We start from the raw sequence: 21662 nt of genomic DNA, 5'->3' as shown, positions 1-21662 counted from the left end.
TGTACGTTGGGGGAAGCCCGTCTAATAATTGACCGACCGGTTGGTTGGTGAATGTTAGCATTATTAAGATGGGCGCGCGAAGCGTTTTTCGCGCTCGGTCAATCACAAGGAGGCGGCATGGTTTACGAGAACATTCTGGTTGAAACGCGGGGACGGGTCGGACTCGTTACGTTGAATCGTCCGAAGGCGCTGAATGCGCTGAACGATGCCTTGATGGACGAGCTAGGCGCGGCGCTGCGCGAGTTCGACGCCGACGACGGCATCGGCGCAATCGTGGTGACGGGCAGTGAAAAAGCGTTCGCGGCCGGTGCCGACATCGGCATGATGGCGACATATTCCTATATGGACGTCTACAAGGGCGACTACATCACGCGTAACTGGGAGACGGTGCGTTCCATTCGCAAGCCGATCATCGCGGCGGTGGCGGGCTTCGCGCTCGGCGGCGGCTGCGAACTGGCGATGATGTGCGACATGATCTTCGCTGCGGACACGGCGAAGTTCGGCCAACCGGAAATCAAGCTCGGCATCATGCCGGGCGCTGGCGGCACACAGCGCCTCCCGCGCGCTGTGTCGAAGGCCAAAGCGATGGACTTGTGCCTTACCGCCCGCTTCATGGATGCAGCGGAAGCGGAGCGGGCCGGGTTGGTGTCGCGTGTGATTCCGGCGGGCTCCCTGATAGACGAGGCGATTGCCGCCGCCGCGACGATAGCTGAGTTCCCGTTGCCGGCAGTCATGATGGTGAAGGAGTCCGTCAACCGGGCGTACGAAACGACGCTCGCGGAGGGCGTGCATTTCGAGCGCCGTCTCTTTCATTCGCTGTTCGCAACGGAGGATCAGAAAGAGGGCATGGCGGCGTTTGTGGAAAAGCGCAAACCGGTTTTCAAGCACCGTTAATAGGCTTGTCAAAATAACGCTTGCAAGGCGCCAGCCGGCTCGCTAGAATCTCGCTCTTTCGTGCTCCGGACGCCGGGACACGGGAAGCGGGAGAGCCAATAGCGGCAAGGCTTCCAGCGGTGGCGGCAGGGTGAGTCAGTAGCAAAAACCTGTTGACGGCGCGACGGAAGTTCTTCATAATCTCGCTTCTCTGCTGCTGATGCAGCGACGCAGAACGAGGCAGTGCCGGGGTGGTTGAAATGGGCGCTGTGAAGTATGCGAACCGATCTTTAAAAACTAACAGCCGATAAGTGTGGGCGCTTGATGCGCGACGCGCGCCGGGTTGCGGGGTTTTCTCCGGAGCCGGGCGAGAAGCGAAAGTATCAAGTCTCACACAGTAATGAAAGGAAGGTTTGGTCATCGAGAGATGGTTGAACACTTCGTCAGTACGTTGAGTGAGCGACCGGGTTCGAAAGAGCCCGAAAACAGTAACAGGTTTGAACTGAAGAGTTTGATCCTGGCTCAGATTGAACGCTGGCGGCATGCCTTACACATGCAAGTCGAACGGCAGCACGGGAGCAATCCTGGTGGCGAGTGGCGAACGGGTGAGTAATACATCGGAACGTGTCCTGTAGTGGGGGATAGCCCGGCGAAAGCCGGATTAATACCGCATACGCTCTGCGGAGGAAAGCGGGGGATCCTTCGGGACCTCGCGCTACAGGGGCGGCCGATGGCAGATTAGCTAGTTGGTGGGGTAAAGGCCTACCAAGGCGACGATCTGTAGCTGGTCTGAGAGGACGACCAGCCACACTGGGACTGAGACACGGCCCAGACTCCTACGGGAGGCAGCAGTGGGGAATTTTGGACAATGGGCGCAAGCCTGATCCAGCAATGCCGCGTGTGTGAAGAAGGCCTTCGGGTTGTAAAGCACTTTTGTCCGGAAAGAAAACCGCCTGGCTAATATCCGGGCGGGATGACGGTACCGGAAGAATAAGCACCGGCTAACTACGTGCCAGCAGCCGCGGTAATACGTAGGGTGCAAGCGTTAATCGGAATTACTGGGCGTAAAGCGTGCGCAGGCGGTTCGCTAAGACAGATGTGAAATCCCCGGGCTTAACCTGGGAACTGCATTTGTGACTGGCGGGCTAGAGTATGGCAGAGGGGGGTAGAATTCCACGTGTAGCAGTGAAATGCGTAGAGATGTGGAGGAATACCGATGGCGAAGGCAGCCCCCTGGGCCAATACTGACGCTCATGCACGAAAGCGTGGGGAGCAAACAGGATTAGATACCCTGGTAGTCCACGCCCTAAACGATGTCAACTGGTTGTCGGGCCTTCATTGGCTTGGTAACGTAGCTAACGCGTGAAGTTGACCGCCTGGGGAGTACGGTCGCAAGATTAAAACTCAAAGGAATTGACGGGGACCCGCACAAGCGGTGGATGATGTGGATTAATTCGATGCAACGCGAAAAACCTTACCTACCCTTGACATGTACGGAAGTCCGCTGAGAGGTGGATGTGCCCGAAAGGGAGCCGTAACACAGGTGCTGCATGGCTGTCGTCAGCTCGTGTCGTGAGATGTTGGGTTAAGTCCCGCAACGAGCGCAACCCTTGTCCCTAGTTGCTACGCAAGAGCACTCCAGGGAGACTGCCGGTGACAAACCGGAGGAAGGTGGGGATGACGTCAAGTCCTCATGGCCCTTATGGGTAGGGCTTCACACGTCATACAATGGTCGGAACAGAGGGTCGCCAAGCCGCGAGGTGGAGCCAATCCCAGAAAACCGATCGTAGTCCGGATCGCACTCTGCAACTCGAGTGCGTGAAGCTGGAATCGCTAGTAATCGCGGATCAGCATGCCGCGGTGAATACGTTCCCGGGTCTTGTACACACCGCCCGTCACACCATGGGAGTGGGTTTTACCAGAAGTGGCTAGTCTAACCGCAAGGAGGACGGTCACCACGGTAGGATTCATGACTGGGGTGAAGTCGTAACAAGGTAGCCGTATCGGAAGGTGCGGCTGGATCACCTCCTTTCCAGAGCTGAACGTGTCAAACGTTGAGCGCTCACGCTTATCGGCTGTAGTAAAGAAACGCAGACAGACTCAGGGGTCTGTAGCTCAGTCGGTTAGAGCACCGTCTTGATAAGGCGGGGGTCGATGGTTCGAATCCATCCAGACCCACCACTGTCATGTCTGGTGAGCTGGTCGGCTGTGACTCCTGCGATCTCTGTATGACCGGGGGATTAGCTCAGCTGGGAGAGCACCTGCTTTGCAAGCAGGGGGTCGTCGGTTCGATCCCGTCATCCTCCACCAATCCTCAATGCGTAGCGTTCTGTGAAACAGGCAGAGCGTTGTGCATTGGCGATTGAGCCAGTCAGCAAGTGATATGAAGCAGAGCTTTATATCGGCTGTCGTTCTTTAACAATCAGGAAGAAGTAGTAAAGAGATTCACGAAAGCATGCTTAGAGATGGGTGTGCGAGTAGGTGAATCAGGGTTGTGATTGTATCGATGTATTTTAAAGGTAATCGAAAGATTGCTCTTGGAATACGGCGCAACACGAATACTCAACCTGTAGCGAGTGATCGGATCGCTGGTCCCCTTCGGGGATCGGGCCAGAGTAAGTGCTAAAGCACTAACACTGGCCGAGAAGACACACCCGTTATAGGGTCAAGCGAACAAGTGCATGTGGTGGATGCCTTGGCGATCACAGGCGATGAAGGACGCGGTAGCCTGCGAAAAGCTACGGGGAGCTGGCAAACGAGCTTTGATCCGTAGATGTCCGAATGGGGAAACCCACCTCTTTTGAGGTATCCGTGGCTGAATACATAGGCCATGCGAAGCGAACGCGGTGAACTGAAACATCTAAGTAACCGCAGGAAAAGAAATCAACCGAGATTCCCAGAGTAGTGGCGAGCGAAATGGGACCAGCCTGTACTCTTTATCTTCATTGTTAGTCGAAGGCTCTGGAAAGTGCCGCCATAGCAGGTGATAGCCCTGTAGACGAAAACAGCGAGGAAGAACTGGGTGTACGACAAGTAGGGCGGGACACGTGAAATCCTGTCTGAAGATGGGGGGACCATCCTCCAAGGCTAAATACTCGTGATCGACCGATAGTGAACCAGTACCGTGAGGGAAAGGCGAAAAGAACCCCGGGAGGGGAGTGAAACAGATCCTGAAACCGCATGCATACAAACAGTCGGAGCCTTCGCAAGAGGGTGACGGCGTACCTTTTGTATAATGGGTCAGCGACTTACATTCAGTGGCAAGCTTAACCGATTAGGGCAGGCGTAGCGAAAGCGAGTCCGAACAGGGCGTTCAGTCGCTGGGTGTAGACCCGAAACCAGGTGATCTATCCATGGCCAGGATGAAGGTGCGGTAACACGTACTGGAGGTCCGAACCCACTAACGTTGAAAAGTTAGGGGATGAGCTGTGGATAGGGGTGAAAGGCTAAACAAACCTGGAAATAGCTGGTTCTCTCCGAAAACTATTTAGGTAGTGCCTCGTGTATCACCTTCGGGGGTAGAGCACTGTCATGGTTGTGGGGTCCATTGCGGATTACTACGCCATAGCAAACTCCGAATACCGAAGAGTGCAATCACGGGAGACAGACATCGGGTGCTAACGTCCGGTGTCAAGAGGGAAACAACCCAGACCGCCAGCTAAGGTCCCCAAATATGGCTAAGTGGGAAACGAAGTGGGAAGGCTAAAACAGTCAGGAGGTTGGCTTAGAAGCAGCCATCCTTTAAAGAAAGCGTAATAGCTCACTGATCGAGTCGTCCTGCGCGGAAGATGTAACGGGGCTAAGCCATATACCGAAGCTGCGGATGCACATTTATGTGCATGGTAGGAGAGCGTTCCGTAAGCCTGCGAAGGTGCACTGGAAAGTGTGCTGGAGGTATCGGAAGTGCGAATGCTGACATGAGTAGCGATAAAGGGGGTGAAAGGCCCCCTCGCCGTAAGCCCAAGGTTTCCTACGCAACGTTCATCGGCGTAGGGTGAGTCGGCCCCTAAGGCGAGGCAGAAATGCGTAGCTGATGGGAAGCAGGTTAATATTCCTGCACCAGTGTTGAATGCGATGGGGGGACGGATCGCGGAAGGTTGTCCGGGTGTTGGAAGTCCCGGTCCTTGCATTGGAGAAGGCGCTTTGGCAAATCCGGGCGCGGAATTCAAGGGTGCGAGGCCAGTCTCTTCGGAGACGAAGCAATCGGAAGTGGTTCCAGGAAAAGCCTCTAAGCTTCAGTTCAACAGTGACCGTACCGCAAACCGACACAGGTGGGCGAGATGAGTATTCTAAGGCGCTTGAGAGAACTCGGGAGAAGGAACTCGGCAAATTGGTACCGTAACTTCGGGATAAGGTACGCCCCTGTAGCCTGACTGGCCTGCGCCAGAAGGGTGAAGGGGTTGCAATAAACTGGTGGCTGCGACTGTTTAATAAAAACACAGCACTCTGCAAACACGAAAGTGGACGTATAGGGTGTGACGCCTGCCCGGTGCCGGAAGATTAAATGATGGGGTGCAAGCTCCTGATTGAAGTCCCGGTAAACGGCGGCCGTAACTATAACGGTCCTAAGGTAGCGAAATTCCTTGTCGGGTAAGTTCCGACCTGCACGAATGGCGTAACGATGGCCACACTGTCTCCTCCCGAGACTCAGCGAAGTTGAAGTGTTTGTGATGATGCAATCTCCCCGCGGCTAGACGGAAAGACCCCATGAACCTTTACTGTAGCTTTGCATTGGACTTTGAACCGGTCTGTGTAGGATAGGTGGGAGGCTGTGAAGCGTGAACGCCAGTTTGCGTGGAGCCATCCTTGAAATACCACCCTGATCTGTTTGAGGTTCTAACCCTGGTCCGTGAATCCGGATCGGGGACAGTGCATGGTAGGCAGTTTGACTGGGGCGGTCTCCTCCCAAAGTGTAACGGAGGAGTACGAAGGTACGCTAGGTACGGTCGGAAATCGTGCTGATAGTGCAATGGCATAAGCGTGCTTAACTGCGAGACCGACAAGTCGAGCAGGTGCGAAAGCAGGTCATAGTGATCCGGTGGTTCTGTATGGAAGGGCCATCGCTCAACGGATAAAAGGTACTCTGGGGATAACAGGCTGATACCGCCCAAGAGTTCATATCGACGGCGGTGTTTGGCACCTCGATGTCGGCTCATCTCATCCTGGGGCTGTAGCCGGTCCCAAGGGTATGGCTGTTCGCCATTTAAAGAGGTACGTGAGCTGGGTTTAAAACGTCGTGAGACAGTTTGGTCCCTATCTGCCGTGGGCGCTGGATATTTGAAGGGGGCTGCTCCTAGTACGAGAGGACCGGAGTGGACGAACCTCTGGTGTACCGGTTGTCACGCCAGTGGCATCGCCGGGTAGCTATGTTCGGAAGAGATAACCGCTGAAAGCATCTAAGCGGGAAACTCGCCTTAAGATGAGATATCCCCGGGGCTTCGAGCCCCTTGAAGGGTCGTTCAAGACCAGGACGTTGATAGGTCAGGTGTGTAAGCGCAGTAATGCGTTCAGCTAACTGATACTAATTGCCCGTAAGGCTTGATCCTATAACAGGTGTGTGTCGGCAGCCGTTAGTGCTTCAGCACTTATGGATGCCCCACCCTGCGCCACGCGCAGGGTCTTATGCAGACCACACACGGTTGAGTGATCGATGTTGTGCCTCGAACAACACAGCCCAACAGCTTTACCCTGGTGAGCATCACCAGAAACTACTTCTTCCCGATTGGTTGTGTTGGCCCAAAACCCAGCACGACAACAAGTCATGCCTGATGACCATAGCGAGTCGGTCCCACCCCTTCCCATCCCGAACAGGACCGTGAAACGACTCCACGCCGATGATAGTGCGGATTACCCGTGTGAAAGTAGGTAATCGTCAGGCTCCCCAGCAGTGTCAGAAACCCCACCCCGCAAAGGTGGGGTTTCTGCGTTTACACGGCGGAATAAACGCGGAACAAAGGGCGGCAAAATGCGGGGCGCCGTCACGGCCCGCCCATGCGCAGAGCGCCGGCATAACCGGTCAGTTCCAGATACGCCCGCCCGAGCTCCGCGCCATCGCGGCTCACCCGCGCCGCGCCTTCCAGTACACCGCGCCGGTCGACTGCCGCGAGTCGAGTTCCTGAAGCGGATCGGGCTGCCATGTCAGCGCGCCAGGCAAGCCATACGCGCGTTCCCGGACCCGACGGACAACACAACACATCGTCCAGTCCCAAAACCCTCCGTCCTACTTCTCTACCGCCAGAAACCGCTGCGCAAGCCGCACCCAATACGTCGAGCCGATCGGCAGCAATTCATCGTTGAAGTCATAGCTCGCGTTGTGCAGCATGCAGGGGCCTGCACCGTGGCCGGCGTCGCGATGGCCGCCCTCGCCGTTGCCAAGAAACGCATAACATCCCGGCTTCGCCAGCAGCATGAACGAGAAGTCCTCCGCGCCCATCGTAGGTTCGACCGAGTCGTCCACCTTTTCTGCCCCGACAACTTCCTTCATAACGGCGGCCGCAAAGCGCGCTTCCTCACTGCTGTTGATGGTGGGCGGATAGTTTCTGTGGAAATGAACGTCGACCGTGCAATCGTAGGCGTCTGCCGTGCTTTGAGCGATTTTGCGCATGCGCGCTTCGATCAGATCGAGCGTTTCAGTCGTAAAAGTCCGTACGGTGCCAGCGATCCACGCATCGTTAGGGACGACGTTGACTGCATCGCCGGCATGAATTTGCGTGATCGAAAGCACAGCCGTATCCAGCGGCTTCTTGTTCCGCGTGATGATGCTTTGCAAGCCGTTAGCGATCTGCACAGCGGTAAACACCGGATCGCGTCCGTTGTGCGGCAGCGCTGCGTGCGAGCCAACACCTTTGATTTCAATGCGGAATTCGTTGCTGGACGCCATGATCGGCCCTTCGGTTACGCCGAAGTGGCCCGCCGGCATGCCCGGCCAGTTATGGATGCCGAACACTGCGTCCACGGGAAATTTTTCGAAAAGGCCGTCGTCGATCATGGCCTGTGCGCCGGCGCCGCCTTCTTCGGCAGGCTGAAAAATGAAAACGATGGTGCCGTCAAAATCGCCATGCTTCGCCAGATGTCGGGCTGCGCCGAGCAGCATCGCCGTGTGTCCATCGTGACCGCACGCGTGCATTTTTCCATCGTTTTTCGACCGATGTTCGAAGCTGTTCAGCTCCTGAATCGGCAACGCGTCCATGTCGGCGCGCAGCCCGATCGAGCGCTTGCCATTGCCACGCTTGAGCACGCCGACAACACCTGTCTTGCCCAGTCCGCGATACGTTTCTATACCCCATGACTCGAGGGTCTTGGCGACCAGCTCCGAAGTCGCTGTTTCTTCATAACGCAGTTCGGGATGGGCGTGGATCGTTCGTCGAAGAGTCTGGATTTCTCCGTGAGCAGCCTGAATTTCGGGGATCAGTTTCATAATAGAGTGCCGATGTGCTTGCGCTTTGACTTGCATGGAATCGCTCGGGCGACATGCGCCCGGACGCAGTGCTAACGATTCTACGCCGAAGGCTTTTTGGCGGCAGCATGCAGGCAACCGCCGGCGGACGTAATAAAATCCCGCGTTGCGCCCTGCTTACCGTCTCCTGAATGGTTACCCAATGAACGCTCCGACCGAATTCGCTCGCGCAGTTTGCCCGCACGACTGCCCCGACACCTGCGCGATGCGGGTAACAGTCGAAGGCGACCGGGCAATCAAGGTCGTCGCCGATCCAGATCATGCTCCGACCCAAGGCGCGTTGTGTACCAAAGTCAGCCGCTATGCGGAGCGCGTTCATCATCCGCAACGCCTGACGACGCCCATGAGGCGCGTCGGCCGCAAGGGCGAGGGCCGTTTCGAGCCGATCGGCTGGGAAGAAGCGTTGGAGCTGGCCGCAAAGCGCCTGCGGGAGATAGCCGGCCGCGTGCCGCAAGCCATCCTTCCATATAGCTACGCGGGCACGATGGGCCTCGTCCAGGGCGACAGCATCGCGCAGCGGTTCTTCCACAAGCTGGGCGCGTCGCAACTGGACCGCACCATCTGCGCGGCAGCCGGCGCCGCTGGCTTGAAATACACCTACGGCGCGAGCATCGGCATGCTCACCGAGTTTTTCGAGGAAAGCGAGGTCATCCTCATCTGGGGCTCCAACCCGATTGCGTCGAACCTGCATTTCTGGACGCGCGCGCAGCAGGCCAAGCGCCGAGGCGCGCGCCTCATTGCAATTGACCCATATCGGTCGCTCACCGCGGAGAAGTGTCATCAGCACATTGCGCTGAAACCGGGCACCGACGGCGCCTTGGCGCTCGGCATGATGCACGTCTTGATCTCCGAAGACCTGCTGGATCACGCTTACATCGCCGCGCACACGTTGGGCTTCGCCGAGTTGAAGGCTCGTGCGCTCACCTATCCGCCGTCGCGGGTGGCTGAAATTTGCGGCATCGACGAGCAGGTTATCGTCGACCTCGCGCGACTTTACGGCAGCACGAAGAAAGCGGCGATTCGCCTGAACTATGGTCTGCAGCGAGTGCGCGGCGGCGGCAACGCGGTGCGCGCAATCGCGTGCCTGCCGTCGCTCACCGGCGCGTGGCGCGAGCGCTCGGGCGGCGCCTTGCTGTCGTCGTCCGGTTGGGCGCCGGTGGACTCGCATGCGCTGCAGCGTCCGGACCTGATGCCCGGCTGGCCGGCGAGCCCGAGCCGCGTCATCAATATGAATGCAATCGGCGACGCGCTGCTGCACCCCGGCGACGCCGAGTTCGGTCCGAAAATCGAGGCGATCGTCGTGTATAACTCGAATCCGGTTGCCGTCGCGCCGGATTCCGAGCGCGTCGCAGCAGGCTTCGCTCGAGAAGACCTCTTCACGATTGTGCTGGAGCACTTCCAGACCGACACCGCCGATTACGCCGACCTTCTGCTGCCCGCCACCACGCAGCTCGAGCATCTCGACGTGCATAAGTCGTACGGCCACACGCACGTCATGGTGAATTTGCCGGCGATTCCGCCGGTCGGCGCGGCGCGTCCCAATACGGAGATCTTTCGCGGCCTCGCGCGGCACATGGCGCTGGATGAACCGGCGCTCTTCGAAAGCGACGAAGCCGTTGCTCAAAACGCATTCCGCTGGCAGGACAAGAAGCTCGAAGGCGTGAACTGGGAAGCGCTCAAGCGGGCCGGCTGGGCAAAGCTGAACCTGCCCGACGCGCCTTTTGCGGAAGGCGGCTTTTACACGCCATCGGGGAAGTGCGAGTTCTACAGCGAGCGGCTCGCGCAGCAGGGCCTCGACCCGCTTCCGGATTACCTGCCGCCATATGAGTCGGCGGAATTCGCGCCTGAACTGGCTGCCCGCTATCCGCTCGCGATGATCTCGCCGCCCGCGCGCAACTTTCTGAACAGCACGTTCGTCAACGTCGAAAGTCTGCGGTCGACGGAAGGCGAGCCGCATCTCGACATCCACCCGGCGGACGCCGAGCCGCGTCACATCGCCGACGGCGATTACGTGCGCATTTTCAACGACCGCGGCTCGATGCAGGCACGCGCCCGCGTCACCGACCGTGCGCGCGAAGGCCTTGTGGTCGGCTTGTCGATCTGGTGGAAAAAGCTCGCGCCCGACGGCCGCAACGCCAATCAGGTCACGAGCCAGGCGCTTACCGATCTCGGTGGATCGGCAACTTTCTACGACTGCCTCGTCGAAGTGGAGCGCGTCTGACGCGCTCTTGCAACATCGCGCAAGCCTCGCCAACAAGGCTTCCAAAGGTTCGAGGCAGCAGTCTAACGCAGCCGTTTTTCGCGAATAGCGCAGGGACGCCCATGCTACGATGCGTTTTTAGCACGACCATTCGAAAATAAAGAAGGAGACGCTGCATGGATAAAATCTGGCTGAAATCCTACCCGCCCGGCGTTCCCGCAGAGATCGACCCGACCCGCTATTCGTCCGTCGCCGAACTGCTCGAGGAAGCATTCCGCGAGCACCGCAACAAGCCGGCGTTCGTCTGCATGGGAAAGGGCATCAGTTACGGCGAACTCGACGCGCTTTCGCGCAAGCTGGCCGCGTGGTTTCAGTCGAAGGGCCTTGCGCGCGGTGCCCGCATCGCAATCATGATGCCGAACGTGCTGCAATATCCGGTCGCGATTGCGGCGATTCTGCGGGCAGGTTATGTGGTCGTGAACGTCAACCCGCTCTATACGCCGCGTGAGCTCGAGCATCAGTTGAAAGACAGCGGCGCGGAAGCAATCGTCCTGCTAGAAAATTTCGCCGTCACGTTGCAGGCCGTCGTACGCAATACCGCTGTCAAGCACGTCGTGGTCGCCGCAATGGGCGATCTGATGGGCGTGAAGGGCGCTGTCGTGAACTTCGTCGTGCGCCGCGTGAAGAAAATGGTGCCCGCCTGGAGTTTGCCCGGTCACGTCAAATTCAACGCGGCTATCGCCGAAGGCGAGCGCCAGACTTTCAAGCCCGTCCAGCAAGGCCCCGACGATGTCGCGTTCCTTCAGTACACCGGCGGCACGACCGGCGTGGCGAAGGGCGCCACGCTGCTGCACAGGAACCTGATTGCGAATGTGCTGCAGTCCGAAGTGTGGCTCAATCCGGTTCGCGCAAACCGCACGGACATCGAGCAGTTCATCACGGTTGTGGCCTTGCCGCTGTACCACGTGTTTGCGCTGACGGTGTGCGGCCTGCTGACCATCCGCACAGGCGGACTCGGCGTGCTGATTCCCAATCCGCGCGATATTCCCGGCACGATTAAGGCACTGCAGGGTTACGCAATTACCACCATCCCGGCAGTCAACACGTTGTACAACGCGCTGTTGAACAGTCCTGACTTCGACAAGCTCGACTTTTCGAAACTGATCGCGGCAAACGGCGGCGGAATGGCCGTCCAGGAAGCTGTCGCAAAGCGCTGGTTCGAGCACACAAAGACGCCGATCATCGAGGGCTACGGTTTGTCCGAGACGTCGCCGTGCGTCACCTGCAATCCCGTGACGGTGACCGAATATAGCGGCACGATCGGGCTGCCGTTGCCGTCGACCGAAGTCTCCATCCGCGACGACGACGGCAACGAAGTGCCGCTCGGGCAACCGGGCGAGATCTGCATCCGCGGCCCGCAGGTGATGGCTGGCTATTGGAACCGGCCGGAAGAAACCGCGAAAGTCATGACGCCGGACGGCTTCTTCAAATCGGGCGACGTCGGCTTCATGAACGACCGGGGTTTCGTGAAGATCGTGGACCGCAAGAAGGACATGATTCTGGTTTCCGGCTTCAACGTGTACCCCAACGAAATCGAGGATGTGGTCGCGAAGCTACCCGGCGTGTTCGAGGTCGCGGCGGTCGGTGTGCCGGATCAGCACTCGGGTGAGGCGGTGAAGTTGTTTGTCGTCAAGAAAGACGACGCGCTGACGGACGCCGACATATTCGCCTACTGCAAACAGCAGCTAACCGGCTACAAGCGGCCGAAGATCGTCGAGTTCCGTACCGAGCTGCCCAAGAGCAATGTCGGCAAGATTTTGCGTCGGGAACTGCGTGATGGGCGGGCGTGAGCGGAAGCCCAACATCGCGGACGCTGACGCGTCGTAACGCGTAGGCATCAGCTGCATTCGAAGGCCCGGCTGACACGACAAGTCAGCCGGGCTTTTTCGTTTCCGCGCATCCTACGACGGCCATAAAAAAAAAGGCGCCCGAAGGCGCCTTTGAGGCAAACTGCGTTTTTACGACTTATTAGAACTTGTGGCGGATGCCGACGCGAGCTGCGAGCTGGTTCTGGTTCGACGAGCCCGACAGGCCGTTGATGCCAGCCGTTGCCGTGACGACGGCGCCTGCCGCATTCACGGTTTCGCCCGTAGCGTGCTGGTACACACCGATCACGTAGACGTCGGTACGCTTGGACAGGAAGTAGTCCACGCCCAGCGCGCCTTGGTGGTACTGAGCGCGCGAGTTGCCGTTGACTTCCGAACCGCGCGTGTAGTCATACGCTGCGCCGACCAGCAACGCCGGGGTCAACTGGTACTTGAAGTTGACTTCCGCGTTGTTGAACGTAGCCGTTTGGCCCTTGAACGGCGATGCGTACGACGCGCCCAGGTTTGCAAAACGGATGTTCGAGTACGTCAAGCCGAGGGTTGCTGCGCCGAACGTGTAAGCACCGCCTGCACCGATAACCTGGTACGTGTTAGCCGATGCGAAGCCAGCGTAGACCGGCGACGTCACTGCGCCAGCCGGCGTAGCTGCCGTGCCGCCGTTGTTGAACAGACCACCCGAAGCTGCCGGCGTGCGCGCGTTCAAATAACCAACGCCCAAGACCAACGGACCGTTGTTATAGCCAGCGCCCAACGACCAGATCTGGTTCTGCGAGAAGTTGCCTGCAACACCGCCGAAGCTATACGTGCCGCCGAACTTCAGGCCGCCGTAATCCGCGCTCGTGTACTTGACCGTGTTGTTCGTACGGTATGCGTTGTTGAAGTTGTCGATGTCGCCCGGGTGAGCAGCGATGTAGCCGCCCCACTGGTCGCCGGCTTCCAGCGGACCGACGTAGTCGACGACGGAGTCGTATTGACGACCCAGCGTGACCGTGCCGAACTGGCTCGACAGACCGACGTAAGCTTGACGACCGAACATCAGGCCGCCTTGACCCAGCTTGCCGTTGTTCACGTCAAAGCCGTTTTCCAACACGAAGATTGCCTTCAGACCGCCGCCCAGATCTTCCGTGCCGCGCAGGCCGAAACGCGAGCCTTGCATGACGCCGCTGGATAGGTTGTACAGGTGCTTGCCACCCGAGTTGGTGTTGATGTTGAAGCCTTCGTCAATGATACCGTACAGGGTCACGCTGCTCTGAGCATGTGCGACGCCTGCGAATGCGCCCAGTGCTGCGAGAGCGAGAAGCGACTTTTTCATCGAATGATCTCCAAGGATTACGAATCTTTTTTACAAGGCGAATATTTATGTAGCGTTGAGGCCTTGCTTGTCCAACTTCGCGAGAAGTTGCACGTAATGTAACAAAAGGGCTACATGGCACAAAGAAAAAGGACGCTGCCCGGACGGCTCCTGTTTCGTTTACGCAACATGATCTAAAATCGAAATCTTGATGCCTTCAGCGGCTGGATCAGCCCCGCGCGAAGGCCGTGTTTTTTCCCGCGAAGCCTTGTCGCCCGGGCCACGAAGAACGCGAAGCAAGTTGTCGAATCACGGAGTGCCGAATGTTTCTGGACGAGTTGATTACTGAATTTGATCGGGGTTTACGCTCAATGACGGGCGTTTCGCGCATGAGCCGTCCTTTGCCAGTTCCGCAAGAATCGGCGGCTTCGGCCGAGGCGCCCGAGCTCTCGCCGGCCGAGCGCGCGCACTCCGCGGGTCTGATGCGCGTGAACCATGTCGGCGAAGTCTGCGCGCAGGCGCTTTACCAGGCACAGAAGCTCGCGACCAGTTCGCCGTCGTTGAGAAGCGTGTTCGATCGCGCCGCAATCGAGGAAGAAGATCACCTCGCGTGGACGGCGAAGCGTCTCGAGGCGCTCGACTCGCGTCCCAGTCTGCTGAATCCGCTTTGGTACGCAGGCGCGCTCGCCATCGGGCTCGCGGCCGGACGCATGGGCGACCGCGTGAGCCTCGGCTTCATGGCCGAAACCGAGCGGCAGGTCGAGCAGCATCTGGATAGCCACCTCGACCGTCTGCCGGTCGGCGATCGCGAATCGCGCGCGATTGTCGAGCAGATGCGCGTCGACGAAGCCGGACATGGAAAAGCCGCAATTGACGCCGGCGGCATCGAGTTGCCGTTCCCCGTGCGCGCCATGATGCGCGCGATGTCGAAAGTGATGACCCGCACCGCGTACTACATATAAGAACCGCCGAGTTTCCGTCTCACCACGCAAGGTGGGACGACGCCCCGCGCGTCGTCCCCGCGTAGCCGCCGAAAACCCCGCCGCACACCTTCCAGACGCCCTTCACGATCGCTTACGCCCCGCGCTGTTCGCCCGCACTTTTCACGTATCACCTTCAGAAGCCTCAGTAGTCCCTTCATTTATAACGATTTTCCATTTTTCGTCTGACATGAAGGACTCGCGCTAAGTCCTTGTTCTAACAAACAAAATTCGCTCGAAAACGGCCTGTCTCCCTTGACCCGTGTTTAGCGTTCCTCTAAAGTGGGAGACAGTGTGAGAAAGTGTATTTTTGTGTGATCTCACGGGTGGTTTCGGGTAGATTTTTACGAATTGGGCAGCCGGCGCAAAGGCGCGGGCCAAGAGGGAGAGCGAAGTGTTCCAAGGGGCGTCGGCGCTGACGCTCGATGCGAAAGGGCGGATGTCTATTCCGTCCCGCTATCGGGATGCGCTGCAAACACAGGCAGAGGGCCGGGTGACGATCACCAAGCACCCGGACGGCTGCCTGTTGCTCTTTCCGCGCCCGGAGTGGGAAATCTTCCGCGACAAAGTCGACAAGCTGCCCATGAACGCAGCCTGGTGGAAGCGCATCTTTCTCGGCAATGCAATGGACGTCGATATGGACGGCGCGGGCCGCGTGCTCGTGTCGCCGGAATTGCGCGCGGCCGGTTCGCTGGAAAAAGAAGTGACGCTGCTCGGCATGGGGCGTCACTTCGAACTGTGGGACGCACAGATTTACGCCGCGAAGGAACAGGCGGCCATCGCCGAGGGCATGCCCGAAGCGTTGAAGAATTTCACGTTCTGATCGCGGCATACATATATGGCATCTGCGATGAGAAACGAATTGCAGCATCGCACGGTGCTGCTGGAAGAAGCGGTAGCGGCGCTGGTCACGCGCGCGGACGGCGTCTATGTCGACGGCACGTTTGGGCGCGGCGGCCACAGCCGTCTGGTGCTGGACAAGCTGGGGCAAGCGGGGCGTCTGATCGCGTTCGACAAAGACCCGCTCGCCATCGCCACGGCGCAGCAGATCGGCGATCCGCGCTTTGGCATCGTGCACGAGAGTTTTGCTTCACTGCGCACCGCGATTGCGGAGCGCGGGATTGAACGGGTGTCGGGCGTCTTGCTGGATCTGGGCGTGTCGTCGCCGCAAGTCGACGATCCGGAGCGGGGTTTCAGTTTCCGCGCCGATGGCCCGCTCGACATGCGGATGGACCCGACGCGCGGCGAGTCTGCCGCTGACTGGCTGGCGCGGGCCACGGTGCAGGAACTGACGGAGGTGATACGAGATTATGGGGAAGAACGGTTTGCTTTTCAGATTGCAAAGGCGCTTGTTGCTCGCCGGGCAGAGTCCGACCGTCTTGGGCCTCTCGTCAGCACGGGCGAGCTTGCCCAAATCGTGGCTAACGTCGTCAAAACCCGTGAGAAGGGCAAGGACCCGGCAACCCGCACCTTTCAGGCTATACGGATTCACATCAATCAAGAGCTTGCGGAGCTGCAAGTCGTTTTAGAAGCAGCGTTGTCGCTGCTGGAGCAAGGGGGGCGGCTGGTGGTCATCAGCTTTCATTCGCTCGAGGACCGGATCGTCAAGCGATTCATGCAGGCACACGCCAGTGCGCCCGCGGTCGATCGTCGTCTGCCGATTCGTGCCGTCGACCTGCCGAGCCCTCCGCTCAAAATCATCGGCCGCGTGTTTGCGAGCGACGCTGAAGTCGCCGCGAACCCGCGCGCCCGTTCTGCCGTGATGCGTGTGGCGGAGCGGATCGCACCATGAATCGCCTCAATATCTTCCTGCTGATGATCGTGATGGGCTGTGCGTTGTCGGTTGTCAACGCAACGAACCAGCAGCGCCAGATCTTTATCCAGTTGCAGCGCGCGCAGTCGCAGGAGCGCCAGTTGCAGCAGGACTATTCGCAGCTTCAATATCAGCAGAGCGCGCTCTCCAAGACGTCGCGCATCGAGCAGTTCGCGACCACGTCGCTGAAGATGCAGGCGGTCAGCACCGGGCGCACGCAATACCTGACGCTCGACCCCGGCGCCGCAAAGGCCGAAGACGCGCCGATCCCGACTTCGGCTCCGGCATCGGCGCCGGCGGCGACTCGCAGCGGAGGCGTTCGATGAAAAAATCGTCCAGCCGCAAGAGCGTCGCTTTCTCGGCTAATCCGATCCTGTCCGTGCGCCTGCCGATGTGGCGCTCGAAGCTCGTCGTGTTTCTGCTTTTCATGGCGTTTGTCGCGCTGACCGCACGCGCCTTCTGGATTCAGGGACCCGGCAACGCGTTCTATCAGAAGCAGGGCGAAATCCGCTATCAGCGCCGCCTCGAATTGCCGGCCACGCGCGGCAAGATTCTCGACCGCAATGGCCTCGTGCTGGCCACGAGTCTGCCGGTGCGTGCGATCTGGGCGATTCCGGAATCGGTGCCGGACGACCTCGGCGCGGACAAGCTGAACTCGCTCGGCAAACTGCTCGGCATGACCGATAAGGAATTGCGCAGGAAGCTCTCGGAAGACAAGAACTTCGTGTACGTCAAACGCCAGGTGCCGGTGGATATTGCCGAGAAGGTGAAGGCGCTCGACATCCCCGGCATTTACGCGCGCGACGAGTACAAGCGTTTCTATCCGGAAGGCGAGATCACGGCTCACCTGATCGGCTTCACGAACGTCGAGGACGAAGGCCAGGAAGGCGTCGAACTCGGCGACCAGAAGCTGCTCGCGGGCATGTCGGGCAGCCGTCGCGTGATTAAAGACCGCATGGGCCACATCATCGAGGACGTGGACGAGCAGGTCGTGCCGCACAACGGCCAGGACGTGGATCTCTCGATCGACAGCAAGATCCAGTACATCGCGTACACGAACCTGAAAGCGGCCGTCGAAAAGTTCAAGGCGAAGGCCGGCGCGGCGATGGTGATCGACGTGCGGAGCGGCGAAGTGCTGGCGCTCGTCAATTACCCGACCTACAACCCGAACGACCGGTCGCACATGACCGGCGACCAGTTGCGCAACCGCATCCTGACCGACACGTTCGAGCCGGGCTCGATCATGAAGCCGTTCACGGTGTCGCTCGCGCTCGACCTGCACCGCGTCACGCCGACTACACTGGTTGATACAGGCGGCGGCCGCTTCGTGCTCGACGGTGCGCCGATTACCGACGACAGCGCGTTCGGTGTCCTGACTGTCGGCGGCGTGATCCAGAAGTCGAGCAACATCGGCGCGACGAAGATCGCGATGCAGTTGAAGCCCGAAGAGATGTGGAACATGTACACCAGCATCGGTCTTGGCCTCGCGCCGAAGGTCGGTTTCCCGGGCGCGGCGGCGGGACGTCTGCGTCCGTGGAAGAGCTGGCGCCGTATCGAGCAGGCGACCATGTCGTACGGTTACGGCCTGTCGGTGTCGCTGTTCCAGCTCGGCCGCGCGTACACGGCCATCGCGCACGACGGCCAGATCATGCCCGTGTCGATTTTCCGCACGCCTGGCGACCAGCCGGCAACCGGCCCGCAAATCTTTTCGCCGACCACCGCCCGCGAAGTGCGCGCGATGCTCGAAACCGTCGTCTCGCCGGGCGGCACGTCGCCGGATGCGGCGGTGCCGGGCTATCGCGTCGGCGGCAAGAGCGGTACGGCGTATAAGCACGGCCCTCACGGCTACGATCACTCGAAGTACCGCGCGTCGTTCGTCGGCATGGCGCCGATGCCGAATCCGCGCATCGTCGTCGCGGTATCGGTCGATGAACCGACTGCGGGCAGTCACTTCGGCGGTCAGGTGTCGGGTCCGGTGTTCTCGGGCATCGTCGGCGATACGCTGCGCTCGCTGAACGTGCCGCCACAAATGCCGGTCAAGCAGATGGTTGTGTCCGACGACTCCGCATCCGCTGCGCCTTCGGCCACTCCCGCGCCGTCCGCGGCGAAGAAGATTTCGGCGAACGCGAGCGCGAAGAAGATGACGATTTCCGCGAATGCAAAGACCCATGCGGGAGTCGTTCGATGAGCGCGCTGCGCAACAATCATCCGTCGCATCGGCAAATTGCCGAAGCGTTGAACTGGCTGCAAGCACACATGCAGCGAGGCGCGCATCTGCACGCGGACACGCGTTCGCTCACAGCCGGCGACGCGTTTTTCGCCTACGCCGTGGATGGCGCGGACAACCGCGCGTTCATCGACGGCGCGCTTGAACGCGGCGCTGCCGCTGTGCTCGTTCAGCCGGAAGGTTTCAGCGGCGCGATCGACGCGTCCACCACGCTCGCGGTGCCCGCGTTGAACGAGCTCGCGGGCTCGATTGCCAGCGCCTGGTACAACGATCCGAGCGACAGCATGCTCACGGTCGGCGTCACGGGAACGAACGGCAAGACGTCGTGCAGCCAGTGGATTTCGGCGGCGCTCACCGCGCTTGGCAAACGTTGCGCGATCATCGGCACGCTCGGCACCGGCTTGCCCGGCCAACTCGTGCACACCGGCTTCACGACACCCGACGCGCCGCAACTCCAGCGCAGTCTCGCGCAGTTGCGCGACGCGGGCGCAAAGGCCGTTGCAATGGAAGTGTCGTCGCACGCGTTGCACCAGGGGCGCGTGAACGGCACGGTGTTCGACATCGCCGTGTTCACGAATCTCACGCAAGACCATCTGGACTATCACCACACGTTCGAGGCGTATGAGGCCGCGAAGGCGCGCCTCTTTGCCTGGCCGGAACTGCGTGCGGCCGTGATCAATCGCGACGACGCGGCGGGTCGCCGTTTGCTGGCAAGCACGCAAGGCCACGCACGCACGATCGCGTATGGTCTCGATTCCGCACAACAAAGCGCGCCGCAAGCCGACGCGTCGCTGCTCGCATCGAACGTGCGCGCGACGGCCACCGGCACCGCGTTCCACCTGAGCACGTCGGACTGGGGCAATGCCGAAGTCGAAGTGCAAACGCTCGGCGCATTCAACGTCAGCAATCTGCTCGGCGTACTCGGCGCGTTGCTCGCCGCTGAGATTCCCTTCGATGCCGCCCTCGCCGAACTCGCGAAGCTCGAATCGGTGAACGGCCGCATGCAGCGCCTCGGCGGCCGCTTGCAGAACGACGAACCGCTCGTCGTGATCGACTACGCGCACACGCCCGACGCGCTGGAAAAAACACTCGAAGCGTTGCGTCCGATGGCGGCCGCGCGAGGCGGCGAACTGATCTGCATGTTCGGCTGCGGCGGCGATCGCGATGCAACCAAGCGTCCGCTGATGGGCGCCATCGCCGAAAAGATGGCGGACGGCGTGGTGGTCACGAGCGACAACCCGCGCAGCGAAGATCCGCAATCCATCATCGAGCAGATCGCAGCGGGAATGAAAGACGCGTCGAAGGCACGCCGCATCGAGGACCGCGCGAGCGCGATCCTTCAGGCGATCCGCGGCGCCGCGCGCGAAGACGTCATCGTGCTGGCTGGCAAAGGGCACGAAGCAACACAGGAAATCATGGGTAAAAAGCGCGCTTTCTCCGACCAGGACCACGCCCGCCTCGCGCTCGCCGCGCGGGCCACGCAGGCACGCGGAGGTGGCGAATGAGCGCGCAAGGCAATGCGATGTTCACGCTGCGTGAAGCGGCCGCGCTGATTCCCGGCGCAACGGTTATCGGTGACGACAGCGTCGCGTTCGAACGCGTGTCGACGGACAGCCGCAGCGCGGGTCCCGGCGATCTGTTCGTCGCGATCAAGGGCGATCGCTTCGACGCGCATGACTTCCTCGCCGACGTCGCCGCGCGCAACGTGAGCGCCGCGCTCGTCGCGCGCGTGCCCGGCGGCTGGAACGTGCCCGCCTTGCGCGTGGCCGACACGCGCGTTGGACTCGGCGCGCTGGCTCGCGGCTGGCGTCGCAAGTTCAGCATGCCGCTCGTCGCCGTGACCGGCAGCAACGGCAAGACCACGGTCAAGGAAATGATCGCGTCGATTTTCGCCGCAGCCGTCGGCGTCGATGCGCGCCTTGCCACCGCCGGCAACTTCAACAACGACATCGGCTTGCCGCTCACGCTGTTTCGTCTGCATGCCGCGCATCGGTTGGCGGTCGTCGAACTCGGCATGAATCATCCGGGCGAAACGTCGCTGCTCGCGAAAATCGCCGAGCCGACCGTTGCCGTGGTGAACAACGCGCAGCGCGAGCATCAGGAATTCATGGCGACCGTCGAAGCAGTCGCGCTCGAGCATGCAAGCGTGATTCACGCGCTCGATCCGAACGGCGTCGCTGTCTTCCCCGCCGACGATGCCTACGCAAGCATCTGGCGCGTGGCGGCCACGGGCAACCGCATCGTCGACTTCGCGCTGAACACGGCCGAGCGCACAACGGAAGCGGCGGTTACGGGCACGTTCGACGGCAAAGTACTCAGCATCGAAACGCCCGAAGGCCACACAAATATCACGCTGCAAGTGCTCGGAAACCACAACGCGCACAACGCGTTAGCTGCGACGTCAGCGGCGCTTGCCGCAGGCGTTTCGCTCGACGCCATCAAGCGCGGCCTCGAATCGTTCGGCGCGGTGAAAGGCCGCCTGCAGGTCAAGCACGCCGCGCTCGGCACGCTCGCGGGCGCGACCGTGATCGACGACACCTACAACGCCAACCCCGATTCGATGCGCGCCGCGATCGACGTGCTCGCGTCACACGCATCGCCGCGTGTGCTGGTGATGGGCGACATGGGCGAAGTCGGCGACAACGGCCCCGAATTTCACCGCGAAATCGGCGCCTATGCGAAGGAACGCGGTATCGACGCGCTGTACGCAATGGGCGACGCCTCGCGCGACGCCTGCACCGCGTATGGCGCAAGCGCGCATCACGTCGCCGACGTCGGCACGCTGGTCGCGCAATTGCAGCAGGCCGGTTTCGGTCCCGCTGCAACGCTTCTCGTGAAAGGCTCGCGCTTCATGCAAATGGAGCGCGTGGTGGACGCCGTAACGAGTCCACAACCCAACGCAGCGGGCAGCGCGCCCGCCGCACACTGAAATAGAA

General features: G+C 60.2%; 12 protein-coding genes, 2 tRNA genes, 3 rRNA genes and 1 pseudogene. 15 read left to right on the top strand and 3 right to left on the bottom strand.

Features of this window, described 5'->3' with window-relative positions; all coding sequences use genetic code 11:
- Positions 1-117 precede the first annotated feature (117 nt).
- The 6 genes from CUJ91_RS15850 to rrf all read left to right on the top strand — a co-directional run bounded on the left by CUJ91_RS15850 (position 118) and on the right by rrf (position 6751).
- Entirely contained in the window at positions 118-894 is a 777-nt protein-coding gene (locus CUJ91_RS15850) for an enoyl-CoA hydratase (protein ID WP_107710967.1), read from the top strand.
- Between the two features lie 478 nt (positions 895-1372).
- Positions 1373-2905 (top strand): 16S ribosomal RNA (locus CUJ91_RS15845).
- 72 nt (positions 2906-2977) lie between these two features.
- Positions 2978-3054 (top strand) — tRNA-Ile (locus tag CUJ91_RS15840).
- 53 nt (positions 3055-3107) lie between these two features.
- Positions 3108-3183, top strand: a tRNA-Ala gene (locus CUJ91_RS15835).
- A gap of 353 nt (positions 3184-3536) precedes the next feature.
- Positions 3537-6419: ribosomal RNA gene (locus CUJ91_RS15830) — 23S ribosomal RNA — on the top strand.
- 218 nt (positions 6420-6637) lie between these two features.
- Positions 6638-6751: ribosomal RNA gene (gene rrf / locus CUJ91_RS15825) — 5S ribosomal RNA — on the top strand.
- Together the 16S, 23S and 5S rRNA genes with 2 tRNA genes alongside form the textbook arrangement of a ribosomal RNA operon.
- A 100-nt stretch (positions 6752-6851) precedes the next feature.
- On the opposite strand, the pseudogene CUJ91_RS15820 reads toward rrf, so the two are convergent.
- Positions 6852-7021, bottom strand: a pseudogene (locus tag CUJ91_RS15820) (lipocalin family protein); the annotation flags it as partial.
- Positions 7022-7093: 72 nt separating this feature from the next.
- The gene (locus tag CUJ91_RS15815) at positions 7094-8290 is read right to left on the bottom strand and encodes a M20 aminoacylase family protein (RefSeq protein WP_044022067.1); all 1197 of its coding nucleotides are present in this window, start codon (positions 8288-8290) and stop codon (positions 7094-7096) included.
- Between the two features lie 181 nt (positions 8291-8471).
- On the opposite strand from CUJ91_RS15815, the gene CUJ91_RS15810 reads away from it, so the two are divergent.
- Positions 8472-10550, top strand: a complete 2079-nt coding sequence (locus CUJ91_RS15810) for a molybdopterin-containing oxidoreductase family protein (protein WP_114156506.1) — start codon at positions 8472-8474, stop codon at positions 10548-10550.
- Positions 10551-10705: 155 nt separating this feature from the next.
- On the top strand, positions 10706-12379 hold the full coding sequence (locus CUJ91_RS15805; protein ID WP_029971524.1) for a long-chain fatty acid--CoA ligase: 1674 nt from the start codon (positions 10706-10708) through the stop codon (positions 12377-12379).
- Between the two features lie 178 nt (positions 12380-12557).
- On the opposite strand, the gene CUJ91_RS15800 is transcribed toward CUJ91_RS15805, so the two are convergent.
- Positions 12558-13727, bottom strand: a complete 1170-nt coding sequence (locus tag CUJ91_RS15800) for a porin (protein WP_006053201.1) — start codon at positions 13725-13727, stop codon at positions 12558-12560.
- A gap of 302 nt (positions 13728-14029) precedes the next feature.
- On the opposite strand from CUJ91_RS15800, the gene coq7 reads away from it, so the two are divergent.
- The 7 genes from coq7 to CUJ91_RS15765 all read left to right on the top strand — a co-directional run bounded on the left by coq7 (position 14030) and on the right by CUJ91_RS15765 (position 21655).
- A complete protein-coding gene (coq7, locus tag CUJ91_RS15795; RefSeq protein WP_114156505.1) occupies positions 14030-14668 on the top strand; it encodes a 2-polyprenyl-3-methyl-6-methoxy-1,4-benzoquinone monooxygenase in 639 nt (212 codons plus the stop codon).
- Between the two features lie 412 nt (positions 14669-15080).
- Positions 15081-15509, top strand: coding sequence for a division/cell wall cluster transcriptional repressor MraZ (gene mraZ, locus CUJ91_RS15790; RefSeq protein WP_006053203.1), 429 nt, complete (start codon positions 15081-15083; stop codon positions 15507-15509).
- Positions 15510-15524: 15 nt separating this feature from the next.
- Positions 15525-16478, top strand: a complete 954-nt coding sequence (rsmH, locus tag CUJ91_RS15785) for a 16S rRNA (cytosine(1402)-N(4))-methyltransferase RsmH (RefSeq protein WP_107710833.1) — start codon at positions 15525-15527, stop codon at positions 16476-16478.
- Positions 16475-16825: a cell division protein FtsL gene (gene ftsL, locus CUJ91_RS15780; protein ID WP_114156504.1), complete on the top strand. Its 351-nt coding sequence runs from the start codon at positions 16475-16477 to the stop codon at positions 16823-16825. The genes rsmH and ftsL overlap by 4 nt, the downstream gene beginning before the upstream one ends.
- Entirely contained in the window at positions 16822-18687 is a 1866-nt protein-coding gene (locus CUJ91_RS15775) for a peptidoglycan D,D-transpeptidase FtsI family protein (protein ID WP_053858772.1), read from the top strand. Before ftsL ends, CUJ91_RS15775 begins: the two co-directional genes overlap by 4 nt.
- Positions 18684-20231 carry a UDP-N-acetylmuramoyl-L-alanyl-D-glutamate--2,6-diaminopimelate ligase gene (locus CUJ91_RS15770; RefSeq protein WP_053858771.1) on the top strand — a complete coding sequence of 516 codons (1548 nt, stop codon included), beginning with the start codon at positions 18684-18686 and terminating at the stop codon, positions 20229-20231. The genes CUJ91_RS15775 and CUJ91_RS15770 overlap by 4 nt, the downstream gene beginning before the upstream one ends.
- Entirely contained in the window at positions 20228-21655 is a 1428-nt protein-coding gene (locus CUJ91_RS15765) for a UDP-N-acetylmuramoyl-tripeptide--D-alanyl-D-alanine ligase (protein ID WP_114156503.1), read from the top strand. Before CUJ91_RS15770 ends, CUJ91_RS15765 begins: the two co-directional genes overlap by 4 nt.
- Positions 21656-21662 lie beyond the last annotated feature (7 nt).

It is taken from the genome of Paraburkholderia graminis, assembly GCF_003330785.1.
GTDB lineage: Bacteria > Pseudomonadota > Gammaproteobacteria > Burkholderiales > Burkholderiaceae > Paraburkholderia > Paraburkholderia graminis.
This window is presented reverse-complemented; position numbering and strand designations above follow the sequence as displayed.

What these genes read in the sequence shown, in the direction of transcription:
- CUJ91_RS15850 (WP_107710967.1), top strand. Translation starts at nt 118, where the DNA reads ATGGTTTACGAGAACATTCTGGTTGAAACGCGGGGACGGGTCGGACTC.
- CUJ91_RS15815 (WP_044022067.1), bottom strand. Translation starts at nt 8,290, where the DNA reads ATGAAACTGATCCCCGAAATTCAGGCTGCTCACGGAGAAATCCAGACT.
- CUJ91_RS15810 (WP_114156506.1), top strand. Translation starts at nt 8,472, where the DNA reads ATGAACGCTCCGACCGAATTCGCTCGCGCAGTTTGCCCGCACGACTGC.
- CUJ91_RS15805 (WP_029971524.1), top strand. Translation starts at nt 10,706, where the DNA reads ATGGATAAAATCTGGCTGAAATCCTACCCGCCCGGCGTTCCCGCAGAG.
- CUJ91_RS15800 (WP_006053201.1), bottom strand. Translation starts at nt 13,727, where the DNA reads ATGAAAAAGTCGCTTCTCGCTCTCGCAGCACTGGGCGCATTCGCAGGC.
- coq7 (WP_114156505.1), top strand. Translation starts at nt 14,030, where the DNA reads ATGTTTCTGGACGAGTTGATTACTGAATTTGATCGGGGTTTACGCTCA.
- rsmH (WP_107710833.1), top strand. Translation starts at nt 15,525, where the DNA reads ATGGCATCTGCGATGAGAAACGAATTGCAGCATCGCACGGTGCTGCTG.
- ftsL (WP_114156504.1), top strand. Translation starts at nt 16,475, where the DNA reads ATGAATCGCCTCAATATCTTCCTGCTGATGATCGTGATGGGCTGTGCG.
- CUJ91_RS15775 (WP_053858772.1), top strand. Translation starts at nt 16,822, where the DNA reads ATGAAAAAATCGTCCAGCCGCAAGAGCGTCGCTTTCTCGGCTAATCCG.
- CUJ91_RS15770 (WP_053858771.1), top strand. Translation starts at nt 18,684, where the DNA reads ATGAGCGCGCTGCGCAACAATCATCCGTCGCATCGGCAAATTGCCGAA.
- CUJ91_RS15765 (WP_114156503.1), top strand. Translation starts at nt 20,228, where the DNA reads ATGAGCGCGCAAGGCAATGCGATGTTCACGCTGCGTGAAGCGGCCGCG.